Source organism: Pseudoalteromonas sp. S327 (assembly GCF_005886415.1).
GTDB lineage: Bacteria > Pseudomonadota > Gammaproteobacteria > Enterobacterales > Alteromonadaceae > Pseudoalteromonas > Pseudoalteromonas atlantica.
This window is the reverse complement of record NZ_PNDP01000001.1, coordinates 141,282-167,097: the sequence shown is the minus strand read 5'-3', so window position 1 is coordinate 167,097 and position 25,816 is coordinate 141,282. Positions and strand designations below refer to the sequence as shown.

The following is a 25,816-nucleotide window of genomic DNA, read 5'->3' as shown; positions in this document are numbered from 1 at the left end:
TTAACCGTAATGTAAGGATGAAGTTATGAACCGCTTTAAGTTAACTATCGCTTTAGTATCATTTTGTTGTTTATTTTTATTAGCTTGCGCTACAAAAGTAAGTGCAGCAACTAACTTAGCCGTAGTAAGCAGTGTGGCTACTCAACCTAACTTACAACAAACAATCACCAATACGTTACGCACTAACCCAAACTTAGCATTAAGCGATATTCGCGTGCAGGTTGAAGACGGTGAAGTTGACCTATACGGTGAAGCGCAAACAGGTTTTCAGCGTGCACTTGCGCAAAAGTTTTTAGAAAATATGGATGGCGTTAAAATTATCCGTAATAAAATTAGTGTTATCTGATACCGCATTACAGTATTTGTTTATATAACTTATTCCTCTGCGTGGCTTGTTTCTCCAACACAAGCCGCGCTTTTTTATGCTTAATAGCACACTTTAGTATCTAAACTTCTAGCTTTAGCTCCCCTATGAAAAGCAGAGCAAACACTTAGCCGTCCTTTCCCACTCTTTTAAATTAGTGACTTACTACAGCTTTGATAAAAGAATGCTATAACAAGGCTGTAAAGTTCATATAATCAGCGCATTTTTAATACCGTTGGCAATCTACAAGTGTTTGCTAATCAACCTCACCATAAATAACAGATAATATATGACTTAATGCATGCAAATGCCCCATCACTTACACAAGGAAGCTAATACATGAAATGGTTTATTTACTACTGCTAATCCCTCTTATTGGCCATGCAGAGGAAGCTACATTTGGCTTTGCTGCAGATGTGTCTGTATCCGGCTTTTTAGCCCAGAAATTAGTGAAATAGATATTATAAAAGTCTTTGCTGATTTGGCAGGATTAAAAGTAGGCGACAAGGTAATAGAATTAGATAGCTGCGCTATTTCAGATTGCCCTGCTGAGGTTACAAAAATCGATGACAAAAAGCAGTGGTGAAACGCTTTTACTACTAATCAAAAATTCGATGGCAGCGAAAAGCAAATAAGTATTAACTTAAAATAAATTGATTAAAAGTATAGTTAAATTTAACCCGACTTAGCGCTTTGAAATTACTAGCAGCGCACTTTTTATGTAAAAATGCGCTGCTAGTGGGTAACTATTACTGGGCTAGTTTAAACCAGTATTAGTCGCTCATTCGCTTTGATTTGAACCCGTATTACTCCCGCCTTGTTGTTTGGGTGACTGTTGGTTTATTTTATCGCTTATCATGGCATCGAGCTTTTCACCGCCTTTAATGCCAAAATCTAACGTACGTATTGGGAATGGAATACTTATATCTGCAGCATCAAGCGCTTGTTTAACAGCGACTACGCCTTTATGGCGTACTGTCATAAAGTCTGGCTCGCCTGGGTATTTTATCCAAAACCACACCAGTAAATTAATACTACTGTCGCCAAAACCTTCTGCGTACACAGCGGTTTCATCTTTGCGTATTACAAAGTCAAACTCGTTAATTTTATCTACTATCACTTCTTTGGCTTTTTCAATGTCGTCGCCGTATGAAATACCCACCGGTACCTCTATGCGCCTAACGCCTAACGTGGTGTAATTTTTTAACACATTTCTAAATAATACCTTGTTAGGTACCAGTATTAACTGCCCGTAAAAGCTCTCTATTAGCGTGTTACGCAGGTTTATAGAATGTACCGAGCCAAATACATCGTCGGTTTCAATTACATCACCCGCTTTAAATGGCTTGCGTATTCCCATAGCAATACCGGCAATTAAGTTCTCGGTCATGTCTTGAAAAGCAAAGCCAATGGCTAAACCCACAATACCCGCACCCGCTAGTAACGATGTGACTGTGCCTTTTAACCCCATAAAATCTAAAGCGATAAATAGGCCCACACATAACACAATAACCTTAAAAATAGACGCCATTAAATCAGCAATTTGCTTAGAGTCGAGTGAGCGCCTTAATAGGTTTTTCATTAGCTGGCCGGCAAAGCGCGCTATTATTGAAAATACAATGGCTATTACCACTGCCACAATAAAGTTTGGGATGTGGCTTATTACTACATCAAACCACCCTCCGAGTTTTTCTTCGATGAGTTTTTCGGCTTCGGCTACTGAAGGTATGCTGATCATATTTTTACACCTATCTATTTTTTATCTCATTAATAGTAGGTGAAGTTAGCAAGTTTAGCGCCAGCATAAAAAAAGCCATGCAATGCATGGCTTTTTAACTCATTGTTTGCTGAGTATAAACGCTTAGTTTTGCTCGTCGCGCATAAATACTGGCTCAAGCTCTTTTGCTGTTGCTTCAGGGCTAAAGTAATAACCCGCCACAGTAAACTCTTTTAATTGGCTAAGCTGTGTGACCTGGTTTTCTATAATGTAACGGGCCATCATGCCGCGCGCTTTTTTAGCGTAAAAGCTAATTACCTTATATTGACCATTTTTGCAGTCTTTAAAATGCGGGGTAATAATTTGCGCATTGAGTGCTTTTTTATCTACTGCTTTAAAGTACTCGTTTGAAGCAAGATTAACCAGGTATTGTGCGTCTTGCGCTTTTAATTCCTCGTTTAATTTATTAGCAATAATGCTACCCCAAAATTCATACAAATTTTTCCCGCGAGGGTTATCAAGCTTAGTACCCATTTCTAGGCGGTAGGCTTGCATTAAATCAAGCGGCTTTAATAAGCCGTATAAACCCGAAAGTATACGTAAATGGTTTTGCGCATAATCGAGGTTAGCGGCAGTGAGTGTTGCGGCATCTAAACCACCGTACACATCGCCGTTAAAGGCTAGTACCGCTTGTTTAGCATTACTTTGTGTAAATGGTTGCGACCATTCGCTAAAGCGCGCAGCGTTAAGCCCTGCAAGCTTATCGCTAATTTTCATTAGGCTGCCAATTTGCGCTGGAGTTAGTTCACGGCATACTTTCATGAGCTCTTCGCTGTGCTCTAGTAATTCAGGTTGAGTGAACTTATCTGTTGCGGGTGGCGTTTCGTAATCAAGATTTTTTGCTGGTGAAATAACAGTGATCATAGTTAGCTATTGACTTGTAATTTATTTAATGTCAATTTCAACATTAAATGAGACGAAAAGCACGTTTTGTTTATAAAATACCATTGAAAATTAATCGCAATGGCCTAAATCCTACCTTAATAAATCATGCATCGTCGTTTTTCTATTGATAAGGACATAAGACCTATCAAGCATTGTCACACTGTTGCAGTATTGAATACTTATATTAAGGTAGTTTAGATTTTCTTTTAACTTGCTTGGAATGAGGAAGGCAAATGACTAGCGCTCTACAAAGGCTAAAACAACATTCATCTATCGTAGCCGACACTGGCGATATTGAAGCGATCAAAAAGCATCAACCAGAAGATGCAACCACAAACCCGTCGCTTTTATTAAAAGCGAGCGAGATTGAAGCTTACAAGCCTTATTTAGATAAAGCTTGGAGCTATGCAAAAGAAACAGAGCAAGATGCAGCTAAACAGCTTGAACTTGCATGTGACTACTTTGCCGTATTACTTGGTAAAGAAATTAGCGAAATTGTACCTGGTTATATTTCTACTGAAGTAGATGCTCGTTTATCATTCGACACCCAAGCAACTATTGATAAAGCACATACCCTGCTTAGCCTTTATGAAAAAGAAGGTGTAAGCAAAGACAAAATTTTAATTAAAGTTGCGTCTACATGGGAAGGCATTAAAGCGGCCGAACAGCTAGAAAAAGAAGGGACTAAATGTAACCTAACTTTATTATTTAGCGATGCTCAAGCACGTGCGTGTGCTGATGCAAATGTATTTCTAATCTCGCCATTTGTTGGCCGTATTTTAGATTGGCACGTAGCAAATGGTATGGAAAAACCAACCGATCCGCTACAAGATCCAGGTGTTCAATCTGTACGTAGCATTTTTGAGTTTTATAAACGCCATGATTACAAAACCGTTGTTATGGGCGCAAGCTTCCGTAACACTGGTGAAATTATTGCGCTTACAGGTTGTGACAAGCTAACGATTAGCCCTAACCTACTAGAAGACTTAGGCAATTTAGAAGGTGCAGAAGAATACTTACTACAAAGTGATATTCCTAAAGAGCCAAAGCCTGCTCCACTTACTGAGTCGCAGTTCCGTTGGTTACATAACCAAGATGCAATGGCCACTGAAAAACTAGCTGAAGGTATCCGCTCATTCGCAGATGCACAAGAGCAGCTAGAAGCACGTTTTAAAGCAATGTAATACGCGCTAATTATGTATTAAACGCCGCACCTGCGGCGTTTTTTTATGCCCTTAATATAATCCGCACTGCTTTATACTAACCTGCCACAACATGTACCATTGCCTACACAGCTAAATAGCTCACTTTTAGTGTTTTTTTATTTATTTTTTCTATCTAAAAATAGCGCGCTCAATAAAGCTAGCTAGTATTAAACTTCATCAACGCATCACATACCTGTAACAAATTCGTCACTTTTTTATTCTATTTTAGCTAGGCCTGTGGTATAGGTATTCTCGAGGTTCACTAAAATCAATAGGAGATAGTCATGGATAGCCTAAACGATATATTAGAGATATTAGAAGGTCCTGATACAACAAGAAAAACCTCTCAAAAGAATAAAAAAAGAAAGTGGCGCGAGATTGAGGCCATAAAAGACAAACAACGGTTACGTAAAGAACTACAGGAGTTAGACTTTTTTACAGACAGCATTGAAATTGATGAGCTAGATTTTTAATTTCAAACTCATTGCGCTCAATTAGGCAATTTATTTTGCGGCAGGAAAACCGTATCGATAGTAAAGCTAACGCCAGGTTTTACCCCTTCAAAGTAATTGATAATTATTGCGCATGGGCATTAGTACACAATAACTAAGCAAAAGGCTTTCATGATACGAAAGCCTTTTTTAATATATCAATTAAACCTGCCAGTTAATGGGCGTATCGCCTTGGGCTTGTAATAATTCATTTGTTTGTGAAAAGTGCTTACAGCCAAAAAAACCACGATGCGCAGAAAGCGGCGATGGGTGCGGCCCTTTTAAAATATGATGGCGAGCGCTGTTAATATTTTTACCTTTTTTTTGCGCATGAGCGCCCCATAAGATAAACACGACACCTTTGCAGTGTGCATTTATATGAGCTATCACGTTATCGGTAAATTGCTCCCACCCTAAATGCTTATGCGAGTGCGCTTGGCCTTGCTCAACCGTGAGTACCGTATTGAGTAAAAACACGCCCTGCTCTGCCCAGCTTTGTAAGTAGCCATGGTCTGGTATTTCAAAACCGGGAATATCCGTTGCCAATTCTTTGTACATATTTTTTAGCGACGGCGGTAACTTTTTAACCTCTGGCAACACAGAAAAACATAAGCCATGGGCTTGGCCTTCTCCGTGGTATGGGTCTTGGCCTAAAATAACCACGCGAATATTGTTAAGGGCTGTCGCTTCAAAGGCGCTAAATACTTGCTCTTTGGGTGGGTACACAGCAACACCTTCGACACGGCGTTTTGCTACATAATCTAATGTTTGCTGCATATAAGTTTGCTGTAATTCATATTCTAAAAAGGCTGGCCAATCGCTCATTGTATACTCTTAATTTGTTTGCGTGATGCGTCTATTTTATCACACATATTTGCCAGTCCATCTAGCATGCGCGGCGTAAAACGATGTAATAAATCGGCATTTACACGTATAAATTGGTTATGTTTTACAGCGGGGACTTCTGGCCATTTTTGCCAATTAATTTTAGGCTGTGGCTTATCGGCTTGTTCATCAGGAATAATAATAATCTGTGGTTTTTTAATCACCACGTTTTCAATACTTATTTGCGGGTAGTCGGTTGGGCTGTGTGCAAATACATTGCTTACATGACATGTTTCTATAAGCTGGTTTATCCATGTGTTTTCACTTACCGTCATCATTGGCTCTGGCCATAATTGATAAAAACCAGTTAATATTTTTTTGCTTTGCTGCTGCTTTTTAATATTTTTGAGCTTAGTAATAAATGCGTTTGCTACTTGCTTGCTTTGCTCAATACGCCCAGTAAATTTTCCAAAAGCAATCAGCTCGTTTGCAACTTCTTCTATTTTTTTGGGAGCACTTAAATGTATTTTTATACCAAGGCGTTTAATTTGTTCTAAATCTTCACTTTGGTTACCGCTTTTCCAACCAATCACTAAATCGGGTTTTAGCGCTAATAATTTTTCAAGGGAAATACCATAGTAACCACCAATGCGTTCAATACTTTTAGCTTCATTTGGGTAATCAGCGTAATCAACAGTGCCAACAATATTACTTCCCGCACCTATAGCAAATAGGTTTTCTACTATATGCGGTGCAAGTGCTACAACGCGCAGTTTATCTGGCGCAGCTGTATCACTGGCCACGGCACTGCCCCCAGAACACAATAACAGCAGTGCAGTAAAAAACGCTTTATACATTAGTAATCAAACCCTTCTAGTGCTTTTATACCCGAGTCGAAGGCGTGTTTAACATTGCGCACTTCGCTTACTGTATCGGCAAGGTCTGTTAATGTGCGGTGCGCTGCGCGACCTGTAATAATAACCGATTGCATGGGAGGGCGATTATTTAGCGCGTTTACTACCTCATCTAAATCAATATAACCGTAAGTCACCATGTAGGTAAGCTCATCTAGTAATACTAAATCAATACTGCTATCAGCAAGCATACGCTTTGACTCTTGCCATGTTGCTTGCGCGGCTGCGGTGTCGGCTTCTTTGTTTTGCGTATCCCATGTAAAACCGGTATTCATAACGGCAAATTCAACCCCTGCGCCTTGTAATAAGTTACGCTCTCCACACTCCCATGTGCCTTTAATAAACTGACAAACAGCGGCTTTTTTACCATGCCCTACGCAGCGAGCAACCACACCAAAGCCTGAGGTGGATTTACCTTTACCATTACCCGTAATTACCTGAAATATCCCTTTAACATCTTGCGCAGCAGCCACGCGTGCATCTACCTGCTCTTTTACTTTTTGTTGGCGCTGCTGGTGCTTATCGTTATTTGTATCCGTCATTATTATCTCCTTCATAAATCGAAATAATGTGTTGTATGTTCAAATGCGCCTCGCACATAGTGGCCAAGCGCTCAAGTTGTTGCTCGCGGTGCGCTACAATACTCACAGGTTGTATGGTTGCATCGCTTTTTACCCACTTTAAAATTTGCAGTGTGGCAGCGGGTTCATCAAACAAGCCATGCAAATAAGTACCAGCAATGGCATTATCATCACTAATAAAGCCATCGTTTTCAAACCCATAAGGGTGCGCGTTAAACGTTAAAAATGGCTTATCAAGTGCTGCGCCTTCACTAATGCCGGCATGAATTTCGTAGCCGCTACACGGTGTTTGCAAATCATTTAACTGCATAGCCGCCGTTACTTTAGTGAGTACTTTTTGGGTGCTTAGAGCGGTATCAAAGTCACTTAATGCAAGGCCTTTAACACGTTTTAATGACGATTCAACCCCCATCGGATCAGCAATGCTATTTCCCAACATTTGCATACCACCACAGATACCCAATACTTTGCCACCATAGCGTAAGTGGCGCTTTATTTGCGTATCCCAGCCTTCATTTTTTACAAAACTTAAATCGCCCAGCACGTTTTTACTGCCAGGAATAATAATCAGATCAACCGGTGGGATCGCGTGTGTGTGGCGTACATAATTTATATTAATATTTGGGTGCAGCCGCAATGCATCAAAATCGGTATGGTTACTAATATGCGGCAATAAAAGCACGGCTATATTAATGGTGGCAGTCGTCACCGTGTTATCTATTGCTACAGCATCTTCGGCATCAAGTGCTAAATCATGCAAATAAGGCAGCACTCCAAGCACTGGTTTTTTTGTGTAGCGCTCAAGCCAATCTAGTCCACTTTGTAGCAAGCTTATATCGCCTCTAAAGCGGTTTATAACAAAGCCTTTTACGCGCGCTTGCTCGGATTCGCTTAATAACGCAAGTGTGCCCACTAAATGCGCAAACACACCGCCTTTGTCTATATCGGCAATAATAATGACAGGGCAATCTACCGCTTCTGCGTAACCCATATTGGCAATGTCGTTCTCGCGTAGGTTTATTTCTGCGGGGCTGCCTGCGCCCTCAACCAATAATAAATCAAACTGCTTTGCTAGGCGTTTATGCGAGGCAAGCACTGCATCCATCGCAACCTGTTTATAGTTATGATAAGCCCCTGCCTCCATATTACTAATGGCTTTTCCATGTATAATGACTTGTGCCCCCGTATCACTATTTGGTTTGAGCAATATGGGGTTAAAGTCGTTTTGAGGCTCTACTTTAGCGGCTATAGCTTGCAAAGCTTGCGCACGGCCTATTTCTCCACCCTCTTTTGTAACCGCGCTATTAAGCGCCATATTCTGCGGTTTAAAAGGCGCGACCTTTACACCTTGCTTTGCAAACACTCTACAAAGCGCAGCGACTAAGGTGCTTTTTCCGGCATCTGACGTAGTGCCTTGAATCATTAAGGTTTTCATCAGCACTATGCCTTTGTTTTTCTAAAAAAGAGTAAGCTTAAAAAAAATACGCTACCCATAGCTGCTGTAATTACCCCTACAGGGAGCTCTTGGTTTTTAAGTAATGAGCGCGAAAGCACATCGACCCACACCATAAACGTGCCGCCCACTAAGCTAGTAATTAGTAAGCCAGCAGTACTGCCCTGAGATATAAAAAAGCGCACTATGTGCGGCACCATTAAACCTACAAAACCAATACCGCCACATAAGGCCACCAGCACGGCCGTTATTAACGAGCTCAATACCAACATTAAAATTCTAAAACGGTGCACACGGACCCCAAGCGTTATCGCGCTTTCATCGCCAAGAAGCAGCGCATTTAACTGCCTTTTAAAGCTCAGCATAAAGCTAATACACACCACTATAACCACGCATGGCAACCATAACGTGGCCCATTGTGCGCGGGCAAAGCTACCTAACGTCCAAAACAAAATACCAGCCACTGCTTGCGGGTCACTCCAATACAGCAATAAACTTGTAAATGCGCTAAATAAAAATGACAGCGCCACCCCCGCTAGCAACATAGACTCTACTTGCGTGCTTTTTTGCCGCCCAGCAATAAGTATCAATAAGCCCATTGCTAAAAAGCTCCCCAATAAGGCAGCAGCCGATAACATAAACCCTGCACTAATACCCGCAACGGCCATAAGCAGTACGACCCCAAACGACGCGCCTGACGATATGCCAAATAAATACGGATCAGCGAGCGGGTTACGGGTAACCGTTTGTAAAATAAGCCCTGCAATAGCCAAACCTGCGCCCGCCATAAAGGCAAGTAAGGTACGAGGTAACCTAAGCTCATAAATAATACGCGCGTTAAAGGAGCCCTCCCCTGCTGATAAAATTCCTGTGAGCACATCACTTAACGGCGTATCTGCGGCGCCAAAGCTCAGTGCGCTAAAAAGGCTGCCCAGTGCAATTAATACGGCTGCTATAAATATTGTCCACTGGTTTATTTTTGTTATATCCATTTAATTAATAGCCATAAAAGTAAGTAATATGAGGAATAGTTTGGCCATTTTCTGTGCGCTGAGGGTGGCTAGTTACGCGCGCACATACCCCAAAAACATCCGCTAGCATGTCCTCACTAAGTACCTGCGCAGGCGAACCTGTATGTGTTATTTTACCTTTATTAATAACCACCAGCTCATCGCACATAGCGGCTGCTAAATTTAAATCATGAAATGAGGCAAACACAGTGACCCCTAGCGATTTTGCCAGTTCCATCACTTGTATTTGATATTTAACATCTAAATGGCTGGTTGGCTCATCCATGATGAGTAATTGCGGTTGCTGCACTATAGCGCGGGCAATCAATGCACGTTGCTTTTCGCCCCCCGAAAGCGATTCAAAATTTTGCTTACACTGTTGCTCAAGCCCTACGGTTTTTATTGCCTGTGTAATTTTTTGTTTGTCGCTGTGGGTGGTGGCGCTAAATAATGATTTATGAGGTGTAAGCCCAAGGGCAACCACATCAAATAATGTTAGGTTAAATTGCGCGGGCGTTTCTTGTAGAACTACAGCAACATATTTTGCGTAGTCTTCACTTTTAAGCTGCCAAATATCCTGCTGATTAAAGGTAACGTTACCAGCGGTGGGTTTATTAAAGCGATACAAACAGCGCAGTAAGCTCGACTTACCCGCCCCATTTGGGCCAATTAACCCAATAAACTTACCCTTAGCTATGTGTAAATTAATATTGTTTAAAATGGCGTGATCATCAACTTCCCACGACACATTTTGAACGTTTAATAAGGGTGTATTTGGCGCTAATGTAGTTTGCAAAAGTGAGTCCTTGGAAAGCGTGCACTCACTAACACACAGCTAAAAGACTAGTGCATCAATAAAAATGAGTTTACCCGCTCGTTAAAAAAGTATACCAATCTAGAACTTCTCATGCTGATTGATATGTCTCATTTGTATCTGACTTAAAGCGTGATGCTAATTACAGTTACGGGAATAGTTGAGGAATTTCACCCCATTCCAAATGAGGGTCTATTATGGGCGGGTAAGTAAATAATTTAAAGCAAAAAAAACCGCGCTCATTAGAGCGCGGTTAATAAAGGGAGTGTTTAAGCAACGCTTAAAACTTGTATTCCATACCTAGGCCAACGTAGTCTTGGTCAACATTGTTGTCCATATCAAAGCTTGAGTAAAAACCAAATACTTTAATGTTTTTATTAAACTTATGATCAACACCTACAGAAACTGCCGTTTTGTCGTCGCTGTCATCAAAGTCCATTGCTTGGTATTGCACTTTAAACGTGTTTTTACCCATGCTGTAGGCTGCGTTTAATAAATAGCCGTCAGCTTCTGCGCTACCGTCTACTTTTTCTTGAGTTTGGTACATAGCGCCTAATTTAAAGCTCTCTACTTTACCTTGAATTGACGCACGCACTACATCGTAGCCATTTACTTCGCTATCGGCTGCAACCGAGGCGTATACCGCACTCTTTTTAAGTGCAGAGTCACCGTAAGTAACCGCCATTGAATAACCGTTATCTGCATCTACGTCATCTTCGGCAATAAATGTAGCAAGTACTTTAAAGCCTTCGTAGCTTTTAGATGTATAAGTGATTGAATCACCTAAGCGGTTTTCACCTTTAAAGACATTTTTAATATCGCCTTCAAGGTCATTAAATAAATCTAACTTACCTTGCGATTGTTTAAGCGCTGTATCGTTACGACCCACAACAACTTGACCATATGCACCTTTTAAACCTACATACTGGTTACGTGCAGAAATATTGTCGTCGTTATCACCTTTAGAGTCAGCATCAGATACATCAACTTGAAACTCAAACTTATAAACCGCTTCTAATCCATCAGTAATCTTTTCAGACCCTTTTAGTCCAAAGCGAGATGCATTACTTTTAATTTCAGTGAAAGACCCTTCGCCATCATCAGACGATTGCACAGTAACATTCGCTTTACCGTATACATCAACGTCTGCAAACGCGCTAAAAGATAAACCACTTACTAGTGCAACACATAAGCTCGATTTTACAAAATTCATGTTATTTCCTCGATAATCACAAGACTAATTTTTAAAACAGCTGCAGTTTGTCACCGTTAAATGACAGATATATTACAAAGGAAACATTTTTGTCTTTTTATTTTAATAAAAGTGTCTAAATTCTGAAAACAAACCGACATGAATATTTAATAAACAAAATTGTACCTATTCAACCTCATTAAAAATCATAGTCGGTATTTAGTGTTCATCAATAGGCTGATAAGCATTTATTTTAGGTAATAAGTTAATCAGGGTTTCTATTAACTCTTTTTGTTCGTTGTCTCTGTGGTAGGCCACAAAAATATCACGCGAAGTATGTTCTACGTCTTTTACATGAAACAGCTCACCCTTTTCTAGGTGAGACTCAACAAGCACCTCGGGGATGAACGCACTGCCGCCACACTGAAGAATTAAATCAAGGGCAATACGCCCCGTACTGGTTCTAAAATAAGGCGGCGTTTTACCGGTAAATTGGCGCGCATGCCATAGCGAAAACGTAGTGCCCCAATCAACATATACATATTGGTTATCAAAAAAGTTCTCGTTAGTGGCCGTGTCATAGCCACTAACCGGAATAATTGGCAGCTCGCAAATTCGCTCTACCACAAGCTCGTCTACTTTAGGGGGGTCAAATAAAATGGCTAAATCAAGCGTACGCTCTAATAATAACCGCGTGCTTTCTTGTTGGGCTTTAACCTCTGCGACCAACGAGACCCCAGGCATAGCCGACACAATATTAGTAATGCCAAATTGTAAAAACGCATCCCATATATTAGGTGTACCCGCTAAACTTATTTGCTTGTGCATGTTATCGGCAAGTGCCACATCCACTTTGGCACGCTGCATGCCGGTGATGATCATTTTAGCGTGCGGAAGCAATCGCTCTCCTGGCGCCGTTAATTGAATATTGTTACGCTGGCGAATAAACAAGTTTACACCCAACCCCTGCTCTAATTGGCGAATTCGAAAGCTTACTGCCGATTGAGTGATATACAGGTTTTCGGCCGCTTTACCAAAGTGACGCGTGCGCACAACCTCTACAAATGTTTTTAATAAATCTATATCCAATTTTTTATCCTCACGATAAAAATAACTTGTTTAATAAATTGTCAAACTTGCATCATACTCCAGCAATAAACAGGGTATGAGGATACAGTTATGAGCAACGATATTTCACTACTTCGCCAAGCGTTTGTTAGCCAACGTCAATTTTATGATGATCAAAACTTTCCTCGCGGGTTTAGCCGCAGCGGAAACTTCACCTTATTAGAAGCCAGCATATTAGAGCAACACGGCGTTGTACTAAAAGGCCTTTATAATAAAACTTTAGCACCCCAAAATACGCTACAAGAGCAATTTGTTGACGTAGTTTGTGGCAGTAAAGAACCTACAAACCCAATCGAAAAAGCCTGGGTTAAATATTTAAAACTAACAACCTGTAAAACCAAGTTTCATACACTTTTTGGCCGTTCAAAAATGTCAGGGCCGGTACCAATAAGCCAAGATGATTATAGCGAATCAGATAGCGTATAAGCCCCTAAGATATTTGCTTTTTTGCGTTTTAACAGTTACAACTTGTATAAGCAAATACTTTTGCAAAATATCAAACAAGGTTGTTACGTGACGCGAAAAATACTCATAGTTGAAGATACGCCTACTATAGCGCGTGTGCAAAAGCATATCGCGCTTAAAGCAGGTTACGAAGTAGATATAGCCGAGTCTTTAGCGGCAACAAAAGAGCTAATAAAACACAATAGCTACTTTTGCGCTGTTGTTGATTTTATCCTTCCCGATGCTCCTGCCGGTGAGGCGATTCCGTATACTATTAATGCCGACATTCCCACCATCGTAATGACAGGCAACATAGATAAACAAACTCGCGACACGGTAGAAAAATACCCAATAATTGATTACATAATCAAAGAAAACAAACAAGCTTACCAATACCTAGAAAAACAACTAAGCCGTTTACCACGTAACGAGAACGTAAAAGTGTTGGTCGTCGACGACTCAACCTCTACCCGTAGATACATTTGCAGTTTACTAAAGCGCCATAAGTATCAAATACTCGAAGCAAAGGACGGCAAAGATGCGCTAGAGGTACTTGAAAGCCAAAAAGACGTGTCTGTTATTATTACCGATAACGAAATGCCAAACATGAATGGTGATGAGCTATGCGCCGAAATTCGCCGGCTTTACAGTAATGATGAAAAAGCCATTATCGGTATTTCAGGTGCTGACTCGTCAGCATTATCGAGCCTATTTTTAAAAAATGGTGCCAACGACTACCTTCATAAACCCTTTAACAGCGAAGAGTTTTACTGCCGACTAAGTCAAAACGTCGACATGCTTGAGCAAATAGCAACAATTAAACGCCAAGCAAATACCGACTACTTAACAAACCTGCCTAATCGACGTTACTTTTTTGAAGAGTCGAGCAAGTCTCTCAAGTATTTAAAAAAATCAAATCAAGATGGCGCACTCGCCATGCTTGATATAGACCACTTTAAATCGATTAACGATACATACGGTCACGATTCAGGCGATGAGGTTCTCAAAGGGTTGGCGGTGTGTTTTAAAAAGTACTTTGAAAAGCAGCTAGTCGCTCGCTTAGGCGGTGAAGAATTTGCCGTTTACTTTACTGATGCAACCACAGCGCAAGCGCTAAAACGCCTTGAAGGATTTAGGCAATTTATAGAGCTTAATAGCCAAGAGTTTAGCCAAGAAAAAATTAAATTTACAATTTCTATTGGTTTTGCAAGCGGCCCTATTTACCAAATAGATGAGTTACTTAAACAGGCCGATTTAAAGCTATATGATGCAAAAGAAACCGGCCGTAATAAAGTAATAAGCTAAACCTTAACGCTGCTTTATAGCAACTTGCTTAAACTATTATTGCGCATAGGTATTAAACTTCGGCGGCGGTAACAGCCGCTTTTTTACGCTTACGCGATTGATGATAAGAGTCCCAAGTAAATATAGCCAGTGCACTCCAAATACAGGCAAACGTAATCACCCGCTCTGCATCAAATACTTCATCGTAAAACACCACAGCAAGCATAAACATTAAACTTGGCCCTATGTACTGAAAAAAGCCCAATGTTGTGTACTGCAAACGCTTGGCCGCTCCGGTAAAGCAAAGCAGCGGCAACGTAGTAATAATACCGGCACTAATTAACAGCGCATTAGTATGCCAATCGTTTAGGGCTAAGTCGGAAGTAGGCGTTGGTGCCATTACCCACCAGTAAATTAATGCAACCGGCAGTAAAATTAGGGCTTCGAGTAAAATGCCTGGCAGCGCTTCAACAGGTAACTTTTTACGCAGTAAGCCATAAATAGCAAAAGACGTGGCAAGCGAAAACGCCACCACCGGAAACGAGCCAAAACTGACCAATTGCAATACTACGCCCGCAAAGGCTAAAAACACTGCAAACCCTTGTAACTTTCGCAGCCGCTCGCCTAAAAATAGCATGCCCAACAGCACATTAAGCAATGGGTTTATGTAATACCCTAAACTGGCATCGAGCATATGGTTATTATTAACCGCCCAAATAAACAGCCCCCAATTAAAGCCCAATATAGAAGAGGTAAGTACTAACATTAAAATAATTTTTGGCTGGGCAACTATGCGCTTAACCTTATCCCAGTATTTAAGCACACTGACCACAAGCACTAAAAAAACCACAGACCAGACAACACGGTGAGTTAAAATTTCAAAAGCAGAAACATGCTGTATTTGTTTGAAATAAATAGGCGCTAAGCCCCACATTAAAAAAGCTAAACAGGCAAAAATACCGCCTTTACGCTGCTCGTTTGCAATCGACATACATACTACTTATTCATACTAAAAGGCCGACAGTTTATACCAATTCGCGCTATTAAGTGATTTATTTTGCGGTAACTAAAGCTCAGCGCAAGGCAAAGCTTTTTATTTTAGCCGTACGTAATTAGCAGCTTTAACCTACTAAATACGTACCTGTACCAAAGGCGATTTGGATTGCCTTTTCATTGTGTAGCTCCATTCTACATACACACACTTTATTACCAGAGCGGATCAAAGTAGCACTGGCTGTAAATGCTTCCCCTTTGCCAGGGCGCAAATAATCTGTGCGCAAATCAATAGTGCCTAAGGTAGCCAGCTTTTGCTGTACGCTAGGGATATCAAGGTCGGTTAATTTATCAATAACACTGGCTGCTGCAAGCATGCCGCCCACATTATCGAGCACCGCCGATATAATACCGCCATGAAGAATTTTTTGTGCAGGATTGCCTATAAATACATCCTGCCAGGGAAAGGTAATTTTAGCTTGCTCAGGGCTGAGCGACTCTACCGAGATATTTAAAAACTGATTAAATGGCATGCCATTTACAAACAATGCGCCAACTTGTTCAATTAACATTTCTTTATTCATTATTATTCTCTATGTTTAAATTAACACTGGTACGATGAGTTAAGCATACCTGAAGCAAAACCACGAGGCACTAATTAAATCATTTACCTCTAAGCTAAAGACATCCTATTAAAAAAACACTAAAATAGCCGCCGATGAATACTCTAACCCCTACACCTAGCACATTGGTCCGCAAGCCCGACACGGTTCTTAAACAAGTGTTTGGCTACAGCGAGTTTCGTGATGGCCAAAAAGCGGTGATCGACGCGGCCATTAATGGCCAAGACTCTTTGGTACTTCTGCCTACAGGCGGCGGTAAATCAGTGTGTTACCAAGTACCAGCGTTAGTGCTCGAAGGGGTTACTGTGGTAATTTCACCGCTTATCTCGCTCATGCAAGACCAAGTAACGCAACTGCAAGCATTAGGTGTTAAAGCCGCTTACATTAATAATAGCCTGGCTCGCGAAGAGCAACAATTAGTGTACCAACAATTGCACCAAGGGCTAATAAAATTACTGTATGTTGCCCCTGAAAAAGTGCTTCAGCATGAATTTACTGAGCGACTCAGCCACTTAAATATCAGCTTATTTGCAATTGACGAAGCACATTGTGTATCGCATTGGGGGCATGACTTTAGACCTCATTACTTTAGATTAAATGAGCTTAAGCAGCGCTTTTCACATGTACCTATGATGGCACTGACCGCCACGGCCGATAAAGCGACCCGCTTTGATATAGTTGAGCAATTAAAATTACAACAGCCCTATATACATACCGGCAGCTTCGACAGACCGAATATTCGTTACACCATCGAAGAAAAGTTCAAGCCCATGGCGCAACTACTGCGCTATTTAAAAGAGCAAAAAAATCAAAGTGGCATTATTTACTGCACTAGCCGTAAGCGTGTTGATGACATTGCCGAAAAACTCGCTGATGCAGGTTTAAATGCCGCCGCGTACCATGCCGGTATGAGCAACGAACAGCGCCAATTTGTGCAAACCGGATTTGCCCGTGACGACATTCAAATAGTCGTTGCGACCGTTGCCTTTGGTATGGGCATAAATAAACCAAATGTGCGTTTTGTTCTGCATTACGATATTCCAAAAAGTATTGAAGCCTACTATCAAGAAACTGGCCGCGCTGGGCGTGATGGCTTAGCCGCAGAAGCCATTATGTATTTTGATCCCGCCGATATAGGCCGCGTTAGGCGCTTTTTTGAAGACATAGACGATGAACAACGTCGCCGCGTAGAAGAACAACGCTTTAATGCCATGGCCAGCTTTGCCGAGGCGCAAACATGCCGCCGGCAAATACTATTAAACTACTTTAGCGAGTATAAACGCGAGCAATGTGGCAACTGTGATATTTGCATTAACCCACCAAAAAGCTTTGATGGCACATTAGTAGCGCAACAAGCGCTTTCGTGTGTGTATCGAGCTGGGCAGCGTTTTGGCTTAGGCTATATTGTAGAATTATTACGCGGGGCTAATACCAGCCGCATACGCGACAACAACCACCACGAACTCAGCACCTATGGCATAGGCAAAGACAAAAGCAGTGAATTTTGGCTCAGTATATTACGCCAACTTATACACCAAGGCTTGTTAAGCCAAGATATTACCCAAGGTGCCTCGCTGCGCTTAACCGAAGCAGCACGCGCAGTGCTTAAAAGTGAATACGCTCTACAGCTTGCCGAGCCGCGCTTACAAGCTAAACACGTATACCAAGATAAACTGGCGCAGTTTAACTACGACAAAAAACTATTTGCCCGCTTACGGGCTCTGCGTAAAGAACTCGCTGATGCCGACGATGTACCGCCGTACGTTGTATTTAACGATAAAACCTTAGCCGAAATGGCGCAATTAATGCCCACCAACGACAGCGAATTTTTAAAGGTGTCGGGCGTTGGCTTTACCAAACTCAATAAATATGGCGGCGAATTTTTAACGGCCATTCGTAATTACCTTGCTAGCAATTAAGTAAACTATGACCCAAATTGAATACAATCACGCCCATAAATGCATTGTTATAAGCCCGGTAGAAGCCCCACACGATGAAGACTTTGAGCTGTGGAGCACGCTGTTTTTACACGCAGATGAAATAACAATTATTGACTACGCAGGGGGTGCTGACCGTCATCAATTGCGCTTTAGCTATCAACAGCAAACCTTTAATTTAAATTTTGAACACTACAGCGAAAGTATTTGGATTAATGGCGAAGGCCAAGAAGCCGAGCATTTATTAGCAGCCCTTGCTTTTTACTTAAGATAAAACGCCTCGCATAAGCACTAATTAACAAAGGTGCATAACGGTAACAATTAATTAGTTTCAAAATCCATACCTTTTACTTACATTGTAATAACAATGATGTAAGCTGATATTACGACTCATATTTGCAGTAGTATTGAAGAGGTTGAATGGTGAATAGAAAATGGATTGCACACTGTTGTATAAGCTTAGCCCTTGTAAGCTTTAGTGCGCCTAAAGCCTTTGCACAACAACCACCCAATAAAACTAACACCTGCTCCGCTGTGCAAACTCACTCAGACAAAAGCAATAATTTACGCCGTGAGGTTGAAGATAAAACCACACTGATTAATAGTCGCAGCGACGCCCGAATAACCTCAATTACCCTTAAACAACTTAACGTTTTTAATACCGAGCTGGAGGAGGAAAATAACGCGCTTTTTCGTTTTGCCAACCGCGCGCATATTCAAACCGAGCCAGACGTTATTAGTAATATTTTGTTATTTAAACAAGGCGATAATTACAATGCCAGAAAACTCGCTGAGTCAGAGCGTTTATTACGCCAACAAAACTATTTATACGATGCGCAAATAAGCGCGGTTGAAAACTGCGACGGCAACGTAGATGTAACTGTGGTAACTCGCGATTTATGGACTTTACTACCCGAAATAAGCTTTAGTCGCAGCGGTGGCGAAAATAAATCGAGTATTGGTTTTCGTGAGTCCAATTTACTGGGTTGGGGCAAGCGTTTATCGTTTTCACGCACCACCGACAGCGATCGTAATGGTTATTTATTTGTTTATGACGATCCTAATATATTATCTAGCCGGTATCGCGGGCGCTTAGAGTATGCCGACAACAGTGACGGTAAACGCCACTTATTAGAGCTAACCTATCCGTTTTACGCCATAGATACACCTTATAGCTATGGTATTAAAAGCTTTTCTGAACAGCGAGAAGAGTCGTTGTATCGCCGTGGTGATGAATACAGTGAGTTTGATCAAACAACCGATTTTTTTAGCGCTTTTTTAGGCCACTCTAAAGCATTATCTGATAGCTGGACACAGCGCTTAACGCTTGGCTATGTAAACCAAGAAGACAGCTTTGCAGAAATAGAAACAACCTTTGCTCCCTTGGCCAAAAACAGACAACTAAGTTACCCCTATGTGAGTGGTCATTGGTTTGAAGACAGTTATATAAAAGTACGTAATTTTGACAGTATTTCGCGCACCGAAGATTTAAATTTAGGGTGGAATATTAAAGCCCTATTAGGCTACTCAGATGAGTCACTAAGTAATGATGACAGCAGAGCCGTGTATTCGTTAAAAGCTAAAAAAGCGCACTTTACTACCGACAGAACGCTGTGGCGTTTTAGTGCTCAAGTGGATGGTTATTGGAATAAAGAGCAAAAACAACTAGAAAACTTTTTAGCCACCAGCGAAGTGCAGTACTACTTAAATACCAGCGAAAACCAATCTTGGTTTGTTAAAGCCCGTGCTCAGTATGCTAAAAACCTAACCGCCGATAAGCAGCTAACACTTGGCGGCGAAACGGGCCTTCGTGGCTATCCTATGGATTACCAGCATGGCGACCGAAGCTTTTTAGTCAGCTTAGAAAAACGCTATTACTGGGAGTACGATTTACTGCAGCTATTTAAAGTCGGTGCAGCGGGCTTTGTTGATGTTGGCCGCGCTTGGTTTAACGATGAAGACAACGGCGAGAACGATCATGTTTTAAAAAATGTTGGTGTGGGTTTGCGTTTAGCACCTAGCAGAGCAAACTCTGGCACCATGATCCACCTTGATATTGCCGCCCCGCTTGATAGCTACGACGATGTTGATTCGGTGCAGTGGCTCGTAAGTGTTAAAAACACCTTTTAAATAGCGAGCAATAAACGAAAGCGTTACACTAGCGCTTTAAATTTACCTAAAAACAGTACGGGATCACACTTTGGAATTGTTTGCGCTTTTAGAGCTAGTGGGTACGCAATATAAATTGATTTTTACCCTTATGGCCATTTTACTTTTTCCTCTTTTATTAAAAGTCACTAAAAAGTTGCTCGAAAAAGCCATAAAAGGAAAAGTAGATGTTCATCGTAAATTTAGAGCTGAGCTGTTATTAAAAATAATACTCGCGTTTGTAGTGCTGTGCTTAGTGCTTATATTTTGGGGTATAGAGCTGCGCGGGCTATTAGTTTTGGGCTCATCCTTATTTGCTATGCTCGGGGTCGCTTTATTTGCCGCTTGGTCGCTGCTTAGTAACCTTACCGCTTTTTTACTCATGTTTATTCAAAATGGTTTTCATGTGGGAAATTGGGTGCGTATTGTTGATGGCGCAAACCATATAGAAGGGCGCATTGTCGAATTAGGTTTAATGAACGTGCTACTTGAGCATGTGGATGGGCACCGAGTTGTTTACCCTAACAACCTGTTTGTGACACGCCCGGTTATGGTATTAAATAAAGAACCTAAGCCTACAAAGGCACCGGTAATAAAACGGATTATTGGCCCTAAAAAGACATAGTTTAAAAAGTCATATCCGCAAAAAAGCCGCAGTAAGGCAAACCTCACTGCGGCTTTTTAGTAGCTAACATAGTGCTAATTATTTAGCTCAGCTGTTTTAAGCTCTTCATCTAAATCATTTATTTCGTCAATAAAATGCTCTAATTGCTGCTCTACTAAGCTGTTATCATTTGCAAAGTAAGCAAGGTGGAATACCGCATCCCCTTCATTTACTAATGGCATAGTTTGCTGGCCTATCACAATACCGCCCTTAGGCGCTAAAAGCTCAAGCTCGGCATCACCTAATGGGCTACTTATGTACGCCAGCACTTGGCCTTTTTCTACGTGTTCACCTAGCGATACTTGCGCACGTACAATGCCATCTACCTCAGCGCGTATCCAACTTGTAGACCCTGCAATAATAGGATCGGGCAGTTTTTTAGGACGCTTGCCGCGGATCATTTTTAAATGCCGCATCACATAATCCACACCCTGCACACCTGCTGCAATGGCAATAGGGTCAAAGCGTAAGGCTTCACCGGCTTCGTAAGTAATAACCGGTATACCTAAATTAGCGGCTTCACTACGTAATGAGCCATTACGAAGGGATGCATTTATAACCGCTGGCGTACCGAATGCTTTAGCCATATCAGCGGTTGCTTCATCATCTAAGTTAGCGCGTATTTGCGGTAAGTTAGTACGGTGAATAGCCCCCGTATGTAAATCAATAATGTGGGTACAATGTACCGCCACCTGATTAAAAAACATATGTGCCATACGCCCCGCTAGCGATCCACGCTCAGAACCCGGAAAGCTGCGGTTCATATCACGTCTATCGGGTAAATAACGTGATTTATGAATAAAGCCAAACACATTAACAATCGGCACAGCAATTATGGTTCCGCGCAGTTGGCTTGCATCTATTTTAGAGAGCAGCTGGCGTACAACTTCTACACCATTTAGCTCATCCCCATGAATAGCGGCACACACCATCAGCACTGGGCCTTCCATTACACCATTAACCACTTCAATAGGAATATTGAGCGGTGAATGGGTGTAAAGTTTAGCAGCCTCTAAGGCAAGGGTTTTACGCTCGCCCACGCCTACACTTTCACCTAGTAAGGTAAAAGGACGATTAATTTTAACCTTTGCCACGGGTTGCGGTTCCTTTAATAGCAGCATTTTTTTCGATGAAATCAATCACCATACCGGCAATATCTTTACCTGTTGCCACTTCAATCCCTTCAAGGCCTGGAGAAGAGTTTACTTCCATTACCAACGGCCCACGAGATGAGCGAAGTAAATCAACGCCCGCTACATTTAAGCCCATTGCTTTTGCTGCAGCAACGGCGGTTTTACGCTCTTCTGGGGTAATGCGTACCAATGTAGCGCTACCACCACGGTGAAGGTTTGAGCGAAACTCGCCTTCTTGCGCTTGGCGCTTCATGGCCGCTATTACTTTATCACCAAGTACAAAACAACGAATATCGGCTCCGCCGGCTTCTTTAATGTATTCTTGAACCATAATATTGGCTTTTAAACCCATAAACGCTTCAATAACACTTTCAGCCGCTTTACGTGTTTCAGCAAGTACAACACCAATGCCTTGTGTGCCTTCAAGTAATTTAATAACCACCGGAGCACCGCCTACCATTTCTAGTAAGTCTTTAACGTCATCTGGTTTGCTGGCAAAACCGGTTACCGGCATGCCTACGCCTTTACGTGATAACAGCTGAAGTGAGCGTAATTTATCGCGCGAACGAGAAATAGCCACCGATTCGTTAACAGGATAAACCCCCATCATTTCGAACTGACGTAAAACAGAGCAACCATAAAACGTCACCGATGCACCAATGCGTGGAACAATGGCGTCAAAATCTTTTAAATTTTCACCACGGTAGTGAATTTCTGGCTGTTCTGAGTTTATATTCATATAGCAACGAAGCGCATCAATCACCTTTACCTCGTGACCGCGTGCCTCTGCCGCTTCAATTAAGCGACGCGTTGAATACAAATTTCTGTTGCGAGATAAAATACCAATTTTCATAGTTAAAACCTTAACTATCTAATAAATGAGATAAAGCCGGATCAACGACTATACGATTTTCCATGGCTGTACGCCCTAATAACATTCTAAACTTCATGGTTGCTCTACTCGTTAAAGTAACTTCTATTGGCCAGCTGTGCTGCCCTGCAGACAACCTTGTTTCTATAAAGTAGCGCAACTCTTTTTGCCCACTAGAGCTGGTTACGGCCTTAATTTTTTTAACCTTTGCTTTGCAAGTAATGCGTGTTTGCTCATCGTCTTGCAAAGGCTGGGCTATAAATTTCACCCACTTTTCACCGTCTTCTTCGTACTCTTCAATGTTAATTGCATGAATACATGAAGTGCGGGCGCCAGTATCAACTTTTGCTTTAATCTTCTCGATGCCAAGCTCGGGTAAACTTAACCACTCACGCCAACCAACTGTTAACTTTGCTGTCATAAATTTGCCCTTAATAAAAAAGTGACTTATACGCTACGGCGCAAAAAACACCAGCGAAATAAATTTATCTAGTCGATGAGTAAATTAAATTGATCTTTTATAGGAACTAATCACACAATGCGCGCCTTGCTGTTTAGTGCCTTATTTAGCAATTAAAGCCTGCATATAGGTTTTACCTTAACGCTAACTTATTAAAAGTTAAAGTAAGTTTGTAAAGCACTATGCAGATACACTATAGTTAACTGTATTAAAAATACACTATTATATGAGTTTAAAATATGATTAATGGTTTACTGCATGCACTGGTGCTTGATGAAAAAGGCGGCGCGCACGCCATAGAAAACACCCGCGATTTAAATAACTGGCACCCTAGCCAAGGTAAACTGTGGATACATATGGACTACAGCCAAAGCGAGGCAGTAACGTGGCTTAAAAGCCAGGCTCACCTTACCGACTTTGAGCTTGATTCGCTTATTGCTGATGAAACTCGCCCTCGCTTAACACCTAGTACCAATGGCCATATGCTGTTTTTGCGTGGTGTAAATTTAAACCCAGCGCAAAGCCCTGAGGACATGGTGTCAATTCGTTTATTTATTAGCGAATCTGTGGTTATCACAACGCGCAAACGTCGCTTACTTTCGATTCAAGATATATTAGCAGAGCTTAATGCTGGCCACGGCCCATGCTCAATATCAGAGTTGGTCGGCTCTATTACGCAAAAACTGACATCACGCATGCAAAGTGTCATTGATACGCTTGATGAAACCCTCGATGAATTTGAAGAAGAAATAGACGAGCCAAGTAAAAAGTTTGATAACCAAGGTTTATCTCAACTACGCCGTCAAACTATTGCCTTAAAGCGTTACTTAAAACCGCAAAAAGAAGCGTTGAGTTTAATGGTAAATAACCATTACCCCTGGCTTTTAGATGAAGATAAAGCAAAGCTAAACGAAACCACTAACTTACTTATTCGTTATTTAGAAGAGCTAGATAGCGCCATAGAGCGTGCGCAAATTATTCAGCAAACCATTACTAACCAAGTGTCTGAGCAATTAAATCAACGCATGTATGTAATGTCGGTTGTGGCTGCGCTTTTTTTACCACTGGGCTTTTTAACGGGCCTTTTAGGGGTAAATGTAGGTGGCATACCAGGTACCGAAAACCCTTATGCATTTAGTGCATTTGTGATTTTTTTAATTGTGCTTACTGGCGGTATTGGCGTGTACTTTAAAAATAAAAAATGGTTATAAAATAAAGTTTTTTTATTATGGCCACTCAATTGAGTGGCCATAATAAGTCACTAATTAATTAGTTTCGCGCGTATAACTCACATTGGTCATCGTCACTTTTGACTCTGTAATGCCTAAATCCTCAAAACAGTTTTTAAACGAGTTAGAGTTTCCGGCCTCACCACATTTGTCTAATGTGTATGGGTCTTGCGATTGCAGGTAGTTACCAAACTTAAAGTATGACTGCGAATCATCCTCTACTGGTATACCGAACGAGTTACCGAATGCCGTAACCTCTACATCGCCGTAGTTATTAACTACCCGCAAGTTAAATTTCTCACCGCTGGTCATTGTACCCAAAGCAAATTTTTCTTCATTACCGCTGGTATTACGTAAACGTACGTACACATCAAAAATTCCGTTGTTCGCTACGCTATCATTAAAGCCCGATTCATCAGTATCCGACACATACACTTTAGATATAGTGCCGGTATCGCTAGCATGGTGCTGCGATATAATTGTTTTTCCGCCATCAGACATCTCAACTTTTACCGTAGCTTCGAACACTTCATAGGTTTGAGTCATAGCAACGCGTAAACTTGCTTTAACCTTATACTCATGACGCCAGCCATTACCATTAGGCGTAATATGTTGTGCCTCTAACGGCACAAACACTAAGGTGCTATCGTCAACGAGAGGATTTGGGTTATCCCCTTCTAAATCAAAAATGCTACCACTGGTTATGCTGCTAGGAATTGTTGAACCATTTGAGTTATCGCTGCCGCCATCTGAGCCACCATCATTACTGCCGCTGCCCTCAACCAAGGCAAAATTATCAAACCTTACATCGCTGGTGTTGTTGTAATGTTTAGCAAAAACCTGAAGTGAATTGGTGTTTGCTGAGGTAAATGTTTTTGTTACTTTAGTCCACGAAGAAACATTAAAGGTTTGGTTTTTAAATAAACCATTTAAATCGTTTACACCAATTTGCCCTTTACCCAACACATAAGCACTTAGGGTGTATTCAGTGTTAGGCTGTATATCTACCACTTGATAAACCCGTGCTGGACTGCCCTGAATCTTTAACGATTTTGAGCCACTGTAAGCATCTGAAGAAATAGCGGCTGGGTCGGTTTCGTTCCAGTTACTAAAGCCACTTTCAAAGCCTGCATTATTAATTGTTGCAGCATGAGATAGTGCTGAACTTGTCGCAATTGCGCTGTAAAAAAACAGTTTTTTATGGTTAATCATTATCTTTATTCCTTTAAACCTGAATATAAAAATAACCTAACTACCTAGTTTTGTGTCAGTCACTAAAACTTAGATCACCCTGTGTAAACAGGTTTCTATTTTTGTGTATGAATAGATTTGGCAAGAATACTTGGGTTACAAAATCAATCTAAAACCCCTGAATTGGCCTTACCAATATT

26 protein-coding genes and 1 riboswitch are annotated in these 25,816 nt (G+C 41.3%); of the genes, 10 read left to right on the top strand and 16 right to left on the bottom strand.

The genetic code is table 11. From position 1 onward, the window contains the following. Positions 1–25 precede the first annotated feature (25 nt). Entirely contained in the window at positions 26–346 is a 321-nt protein-coding gene (locus CWB60_RS00810; RefSeq protein ID WP_004587996.1) for a BON domain-containing protein, read from the top strand. Positions 347–1,145: 799 nt separating this feature from the next. Here CWB60_RS00810 and CWB60_RS00805 read toward each other — a convergent pair. Beyond that, on the bottom strand, positions 1,146–2,102 hold the full coding sequence (locus CWB60_RS00805) for a mechanosensitive ion channel family protein (RefSeq protein ID WP_029774207.1): 957 nt from the start codon (positions 2,100–2,102) through the stop codon (positions 1,146–1,148). 123 nt (positions 2,103–2,225) lie between these two features. Then, positions 2,226–3,005, bottom strand: a complete 780-nt coding sequence (gene yaaA / locus CWB60_RS00800) for a peroxide stress protein YaaA (protein ID WP_138578675.1) — start codon at positions 3,003–3,005, stop codon at positions 2,226–2,228. Between the two features lie 254 nt (positions 3,006–3,259). On the opposite strand from yaaA, the gene tal reads away from it, so the two are divergent. Beyond that, positions 3,260–4,210: a transaldolase gene (gene tal, locus CWB60_RS00795; RefSeq protein WP_004587993.1), complete on the top strand. Its 951-nt coding sequence runs from the start codon at positions 3,260–3,262 to the stop codon at positions 4,208–4,210. A 305-nt stretch (positions 4,211–4,515) separates the two neighbouring features. Continuing rightward, positions 4,516–4,704, top strand: a complete 189-nt coding sequence (locus CWB60_RS00790; protein WP_004587992.1) for a DUF3545 family protein — start codon at positions 4,516–4,518, stop codon at positions 4,702–4,704. Positions 4,705–4,884: 180 nt separating this feature from the next. Here CWB60_RS00790 and ung read toward each other — a convergent pair whose 3' ends face one another. The 8 genes from ung to CWB60_RS00750 form a co-directional block, all read right to left on the bottom strand. Continuing rightward, on the bottom strand, positions 4,885–5,547 hold the full coding sequence (gene ung / locus CWB60_RS00785; RefSeq protein WP_138578673.1) for a uracil-DNA glycosylase: 663 nt from the start codon (positions 5,545–5,547) through the stop codon (positions 4,885–4,887). After that, complete coding sequence (locus CWB60_RS00780; protein WP_138578671.1) at positions 5,544–6,404, bottom strand: cobalamin-binding protein; 861 nt, start codon at positions 6,402–6,404, stop codon at positions 5,544–5,546. Before CWB60_RS00780 ends, ung begins: the two co-directional genes overlap by 4 nt. Further along, entirely contained in the window at positions 6,404–7,003 is a 600-nt protein-coding gene (gene cobO / locus CWB60_RS00775) for a cob(I)yrinic acid a,c-diamide adenosyltransferase (RefSeq protein WP_004587989.1), read from the bottom strand. Before cobO ends, CWB60_RS00780 begins: the two co-directional genes overlap by 1 nt. Continuing rightward, the gene (locus CWB60_RS00770; RefSeq protein WP_138578669.1) at positions 6,987–8,477 is read right to left on the bottom strand and encodes a cobyric acid synthase; all 1,491 of its coding nucleotides are present in this window, start codon (positions 8,475–8,477) and stop codon (positions 6,987–6,989) included. Before CWB60_RS00770 ends, cobO begins: the two co-directional genes overlap by 17 nt. 5 nt (positions 8,478–8,482) lie before the next feature. Next, positions 8,483–9,487 carry a FecCD family ABC transporter permease gene (locus CWB60_RS00765; protein ID WP_004587987.1) on the bottom strand — a complete coding sequence of 335 codons (1,005 nt, stop codon included), beginning with the start codon at positions 9,485–9,487 and terminating at the stop codon, positions 8,483–8,485. A gap of 4 nt (positions 9,488–9,491) precedes the next feature. Continuing rightward, positions 9,492–10,301, bottom strand: a complete 810-nt coding sequence (locus tag CWB60_RS00760; protein WP_024031566.1) for an ABC transporter ATP-binding protein — start codon at positions 10,299–10,301, stop codon at positions 9,492–9,494. 68 nt (positions 10,302–10,369) lie between these two features. Continuing rightward, positions 10,370–10,501, bottom strand: a riboswitch (cobalamin riboswitch). 98 nt (positions 10,502–10,599) lie between these two features. Next, a complete protein-coding gene (locus CWB60_RS00755; protein WP_054983757.1) occupies positions 10,600–11,532 on the bottom strand; it encodes a porin in 933 nt (310 codons plus the stop codon). Positions 11,533–11,730: 198 nt separating this feature from the next. Then, on the bottom strand, positions 11,731–12,600 hold the full coding sequence (locus CWB60_RS00750; RefSeq protein WP_138578667.1) for a LysR family transcriptional regulator: 870 nt from the start codon (positions 12,598–12,600) through the stop codon (positions 11,731–11,733). Between the two features lie 90 nt (positions 12,601–12,690). Here CWB60_RS00750 and CWB60_RS00745 point away from each other — a divergent pair, with 90 nt between their 5' ends. Then, the gene (locus CWB60_RS00745) at positions 12,691–13,065 is read left to right on the top strand and encodes a MaoP family protein (RefSeq protein WP_004587983.1); all 375 of its coding nucleotides are present in this window, start codon (positions 12,691–12,693) and stop codon (positions 13,063–13,065) included. Positions 13,066–13,152: 87 nt separating this feature from the next. Continuing rightward, positions 13,153–14,388 (top strand): response regulator, encoded by a 1,236-nt coding sequence (locus CWB60_RS00740; RefSeq protein ID WP_039972264.1) that lies wholly within the window; start codon positions 13,153–13,155, stop codon positions 14,386–14,388. Between the two features lie 52 nt (positions 14,389–14,440). On the opposite strand, the gene rarD is transcribed toward CWB60_RS00740, so the two are convergent. Both rarD and CWB60_RS00730 read right to left on the bottom strand, forming a co-directional pair. Further along, the gene (rarD, locus tag CWB60_RS00735; RefSeq protein ID WP_004587981.1) at positions 14,441–15,358 is read right to left on the bottom strand and encodes an EamA family transporter RarD; all 918 of its coding nucleotides are present in this window, start codon (positions 15,356–15,358) and stop codon (positions 14,441–14,443) included. A 130-nt stretch (positions 15,359–15,488) separates the two neighbouring features. After that, positions 15,489–15,944 carry a thioesterase family protein gene (locus CWB60_RS00730; protein WP_024031562.1) on the bottom strand — a complete coding sequence of 152 codons (456 nt, stop codon included), beginning with the start codon at positions 15,942–15,944 and terminating at the stop codon, positions 15,489–15,491. Between the two features lie 134 nt (positions 15,945–16,078). On the opposite strand from CWB60_RS00730, the gene recQ reads away from it, so the two are divergent. The 4 genes from recQ to CWB60_RS00710 all read left to right on the top strand — a co-directional run bounded on the left by recQ (position 16,079) and on the right by CWB60_RS00710 (position 20,693). Further along, complete coding sequence (gene recQ, locus CWB60_RS00725; RefSeq protein ID WP_054983758.1) at positions 16,079–17,902, top strand: DNA helicase RecQ; 1,824 nt, start codon at positions 16,079–16,081, stop codon at positions 17,900–17,902. Positions 17,903–17,909: 7 nt separating this feature from the next. Continuing rightward, positions 17,910–18,194, top strand: coding sequence for a DUF3630 family protein (locus CWB60_RS00720; RefSeq protein WP_138578665.1), 285 nt, complete (start codon positions 17,910–17,912; stop codon positions 18,192–18,194). Between the two features lie 146 nt (positions 18,195–18,340). Continuing rightward, on the top strand, positions 18,341–20,050 hold the full coding sequence (locus tag CWB60_RS00715; protein ID WP_138578663.1) for a BamA/TamA family outer membrane protein: 1,710 nt from the start codon (positions 18,341–18,343) through the stop codon (positions 20,048–20,050). Positions 20,051–20,120: 70 nt separating this feature from the next. Further along, positions 20,121–20,693 carry a mechanosensitive ion channel domain-containing protein gene (locus CWB60_RS00710; protein ID WP_138578661.1) on the top strand — a complete coding sequence of 191 codons (573 nt, stop codon included), beginning with the start codon at positions 20,121–20,123 and terminating at the stop codon, positions 20,691–20,693. A 74-nt stretch (positions 20,694–20,767) separates the two neighbouring features. Here the strand turns inward: CWB60_RS00710 and CWB60_RS00705 are convergent, their stop codons facing one another. From CWB60_RS00705 to CWB60_RS00695, 3 genes are read right to left on the bottom strand one after another with little or no spacing between them, the layout of a single operon-like run. Beyond that, positions 20,768–21,826 carry a succinylglutamate desuccinylase/aspartoacylase family protein gene (locus CWB60_RS00705; RefSeq protein ID WP_024031557.1) on the bottom strand — a complete coding sequence of 353 codons (1,059 nt, stop codon included), beginning with the start codon at positions 21,824–21,826 and terminating at the stop codon, positions 20,768–20,770. Then, complete coding sequence (rimK, locus tag CWB60_RS00700) at positions 21,813–22,718, bottom strand: 30S ribosomal protein S6--L-glutamate ligase (protein WP_004587974.1); 906 nt, start codon at positions 22,716–22,718, stop codon at positions 21,813–21,815. The genes CWB60_RS00705 and rimK overlap by 14 nt, the downstream gene beginning before the upstream one ends. Positions 22,719–22,728: 10 nt before the next feature. Further along, the gene (locus CWB60_RS00695) at positions 22,729–23,157 is read right to left on the bottom strand and encodes an ATP-dependent zinc protease family protein (RefSeq protein ID WP_138578659.1); all 429 of its coding nucleotides are present in this window, start codon (positions 23,155–23,157) and stop codon (positions 22,729–22,731) included. Between the two features lie 278 nt (positions 23,158–23,435). On the opposite strand from CWB60_RS00695, the gene CWB60_RS00690 reads away from it, so the two are divergent. Continuing rightward, on the top strand, positions 23,436–24,407 hold the full coding sequence (locus tag CWB60_RS00690) for a zinc transporter ZntB (protein WP_029772374.1): 972 nt from the start codon (positions 23,436–23,438) through the stop codon (positions 24,405–24,407). 54 nt (positions 24,408–24,461) lie between these two features. On the opposite strand, the gene CWB60_RS00685 is transcribed toward CWB60_RS00690, so the two are convergent. After that, a complete protein-coding gene (locus CWB60_RS00685; protein WP_138578657.1) occupies positions 24,462–25,637 on the bottom strand; it encodes a polysaccharide lyase family 7 protein in 1,176 nt (391 codons plus the stop codon). Positions 25,638–25,816 lie beyond the last annotated feature (179 nt).

What these genes read in the sequence shown, in the direction of transcription:
- CWB60_RS00810 (WP_004587996.1), top strand. Translation starts at nt 26, where the DNA reads ATGAACCGCTTTAAGTTAACTATCGCTTTAGTATCATTTTGTTGTTTA.
- CWB60_RS00805 (WP_029774207.1), bottom strand. Translation starts at nt 2,102, where the DNA reads ATGATCAGCATACCTTCAGTAGCCGAAGCCGAAAAACTCATCGAAGAA.
- yaaA (WP_138578675.1), bottom strand. Translation starts at nt 3,005, where the DNA reads ATGATCACTGTTATTTCACCAGCAAAAAATCTTGATTACGAAACGCCA.
- tal (WP_004587993.1), top strand. Translation starts at nt 3,260, where the DNA reads ATGACTAGCGCTCTACAAAGGCTAAAACAACATTCATCTATCGTAGCC.
- CWB60_RS00790 (WP_004587992.1), top strand. Translation starts at nt 4,516, where the DNA reads ATGGATAGCCTAAACGATATATTAGAGATATTAGAAGGTCCTGATACA.
- ung (WP_138578673.1), bottom strand. Translation starts at nt 5,547, where the DNA reads ATGAGCGATTGGCCAGCCTTTTTAGAATATGAATTACAGCAAACTTAT.
- CWB60_RS00780 (WP_138578671.1), bottom strand. Translation starts at nt 6,404, where the DNA reads ATGTATAAAGCGTTTTTTACTGCACTGCTGTTATTGTGTTCTGGGGGC.
- cobO (WP_004587989.1), bottom strand. Translation starts at nt 7,003, where the DNA reads ATGACGGATACAAATAACGATAAGCACCAGCAGCGCCAACAAAAAGTA.
- CWB60_RS00770 (WP_138578669.1), bottom strand. Translation starts at nt 8,477, where the DNA reads ATGAAAACCTTAATGATTCAAGGCACTACGTCAGATGCCGGAAAAAGC.
- CWB60_RS00765 (WP_004587987.1), bottom strand. Translation starts at nt 9,487, where the DNA reads ATGGATATAACAAAAATAAACCAGTGGACAATATTTATAGCAGCCGTA.
- CWB60_RS00755 (WP_054983757.1), bottom strand. Translation starts at nt 11,532, where the DNA reads ATGAATTTTGTAAAATCGAGCTTATGTGTTGCACTAGTAAGTGGTTTA.
- CWB60_RS00745 (WP_004587983.1), top strand. Translation starts at nt 12,691, where the DNA reads ATGAGCAACGATATTTCACTACTTCGCCAAGCGTTTGTTAGCCAACGT.
- rarD (WP_004587981.1), bottom strand. Translation starts at nt 15,358, where the DNA reads ATGTCGATTGCAAACGAGCAGCGTAAAGGCGGTATTTTTGCCTGTTTA.
- CWB60_RS00730 (WP_024031562.1), bottom strand. Translation starts at nt 15,944, where the DNA reads ATGAATAAAGAAATGTTAATTGAACAAGTTGGCGCATTGTTTGTAAAT.
- recQ (WP_054983758.1), top strand. Translation starts at nt 16,079, where the DNA reads ATGAATACTCTAACCCCTACACCTAGCACATTGGTCCGCAAGCCCGAC.
- CWB60_RS00720 (WP_138578665.1), top strand. Translation starts at nt 17,910, where the DNA reads ATGACCCAAATTGAATACAATCACGCCCATAAATGCATTGTTATAAGC.
- CWB60_RS00715 (WP_138578663.1), top strand. Translation starts at nt 18,341, where the DNA reads ATGGTGAATAGAAAATGGATTGCACACTGTTGTATAAGCTTAGCCCTT.
- rimK (WP_004587974.1), bottom strand. Translation starts at nt 22,718, where the DNA reads ATGAAAATTGGTATTTTATCTCGCAACAGAAATTTGTATTCAACGCGT.
- CWB60_RS00695 (WP_138578659.1), bottom strand. Translation starts at nt 23,157, where the DNA reads ATGACAGCAAAGTTAACAGTTGGTTGGCGTGAGTGGTTAAGTTTACCC.
- CWB60_RS00690 (WP_029772374.1), top strand. Translation starts at nt 23,436, where the DNA reads ATGATTAATGGTTTACTGCATGCACTGGTGCTTGATGAAAAAGGCGGC.
- CWB60_RS00685 (WP_138578657.1), bottom strand. Translation starts at nt 25,637, where the DNA reads ATGATTAACCATAAAAAACTGTTTTTTTACAGCGCAATTGCGACAAGT.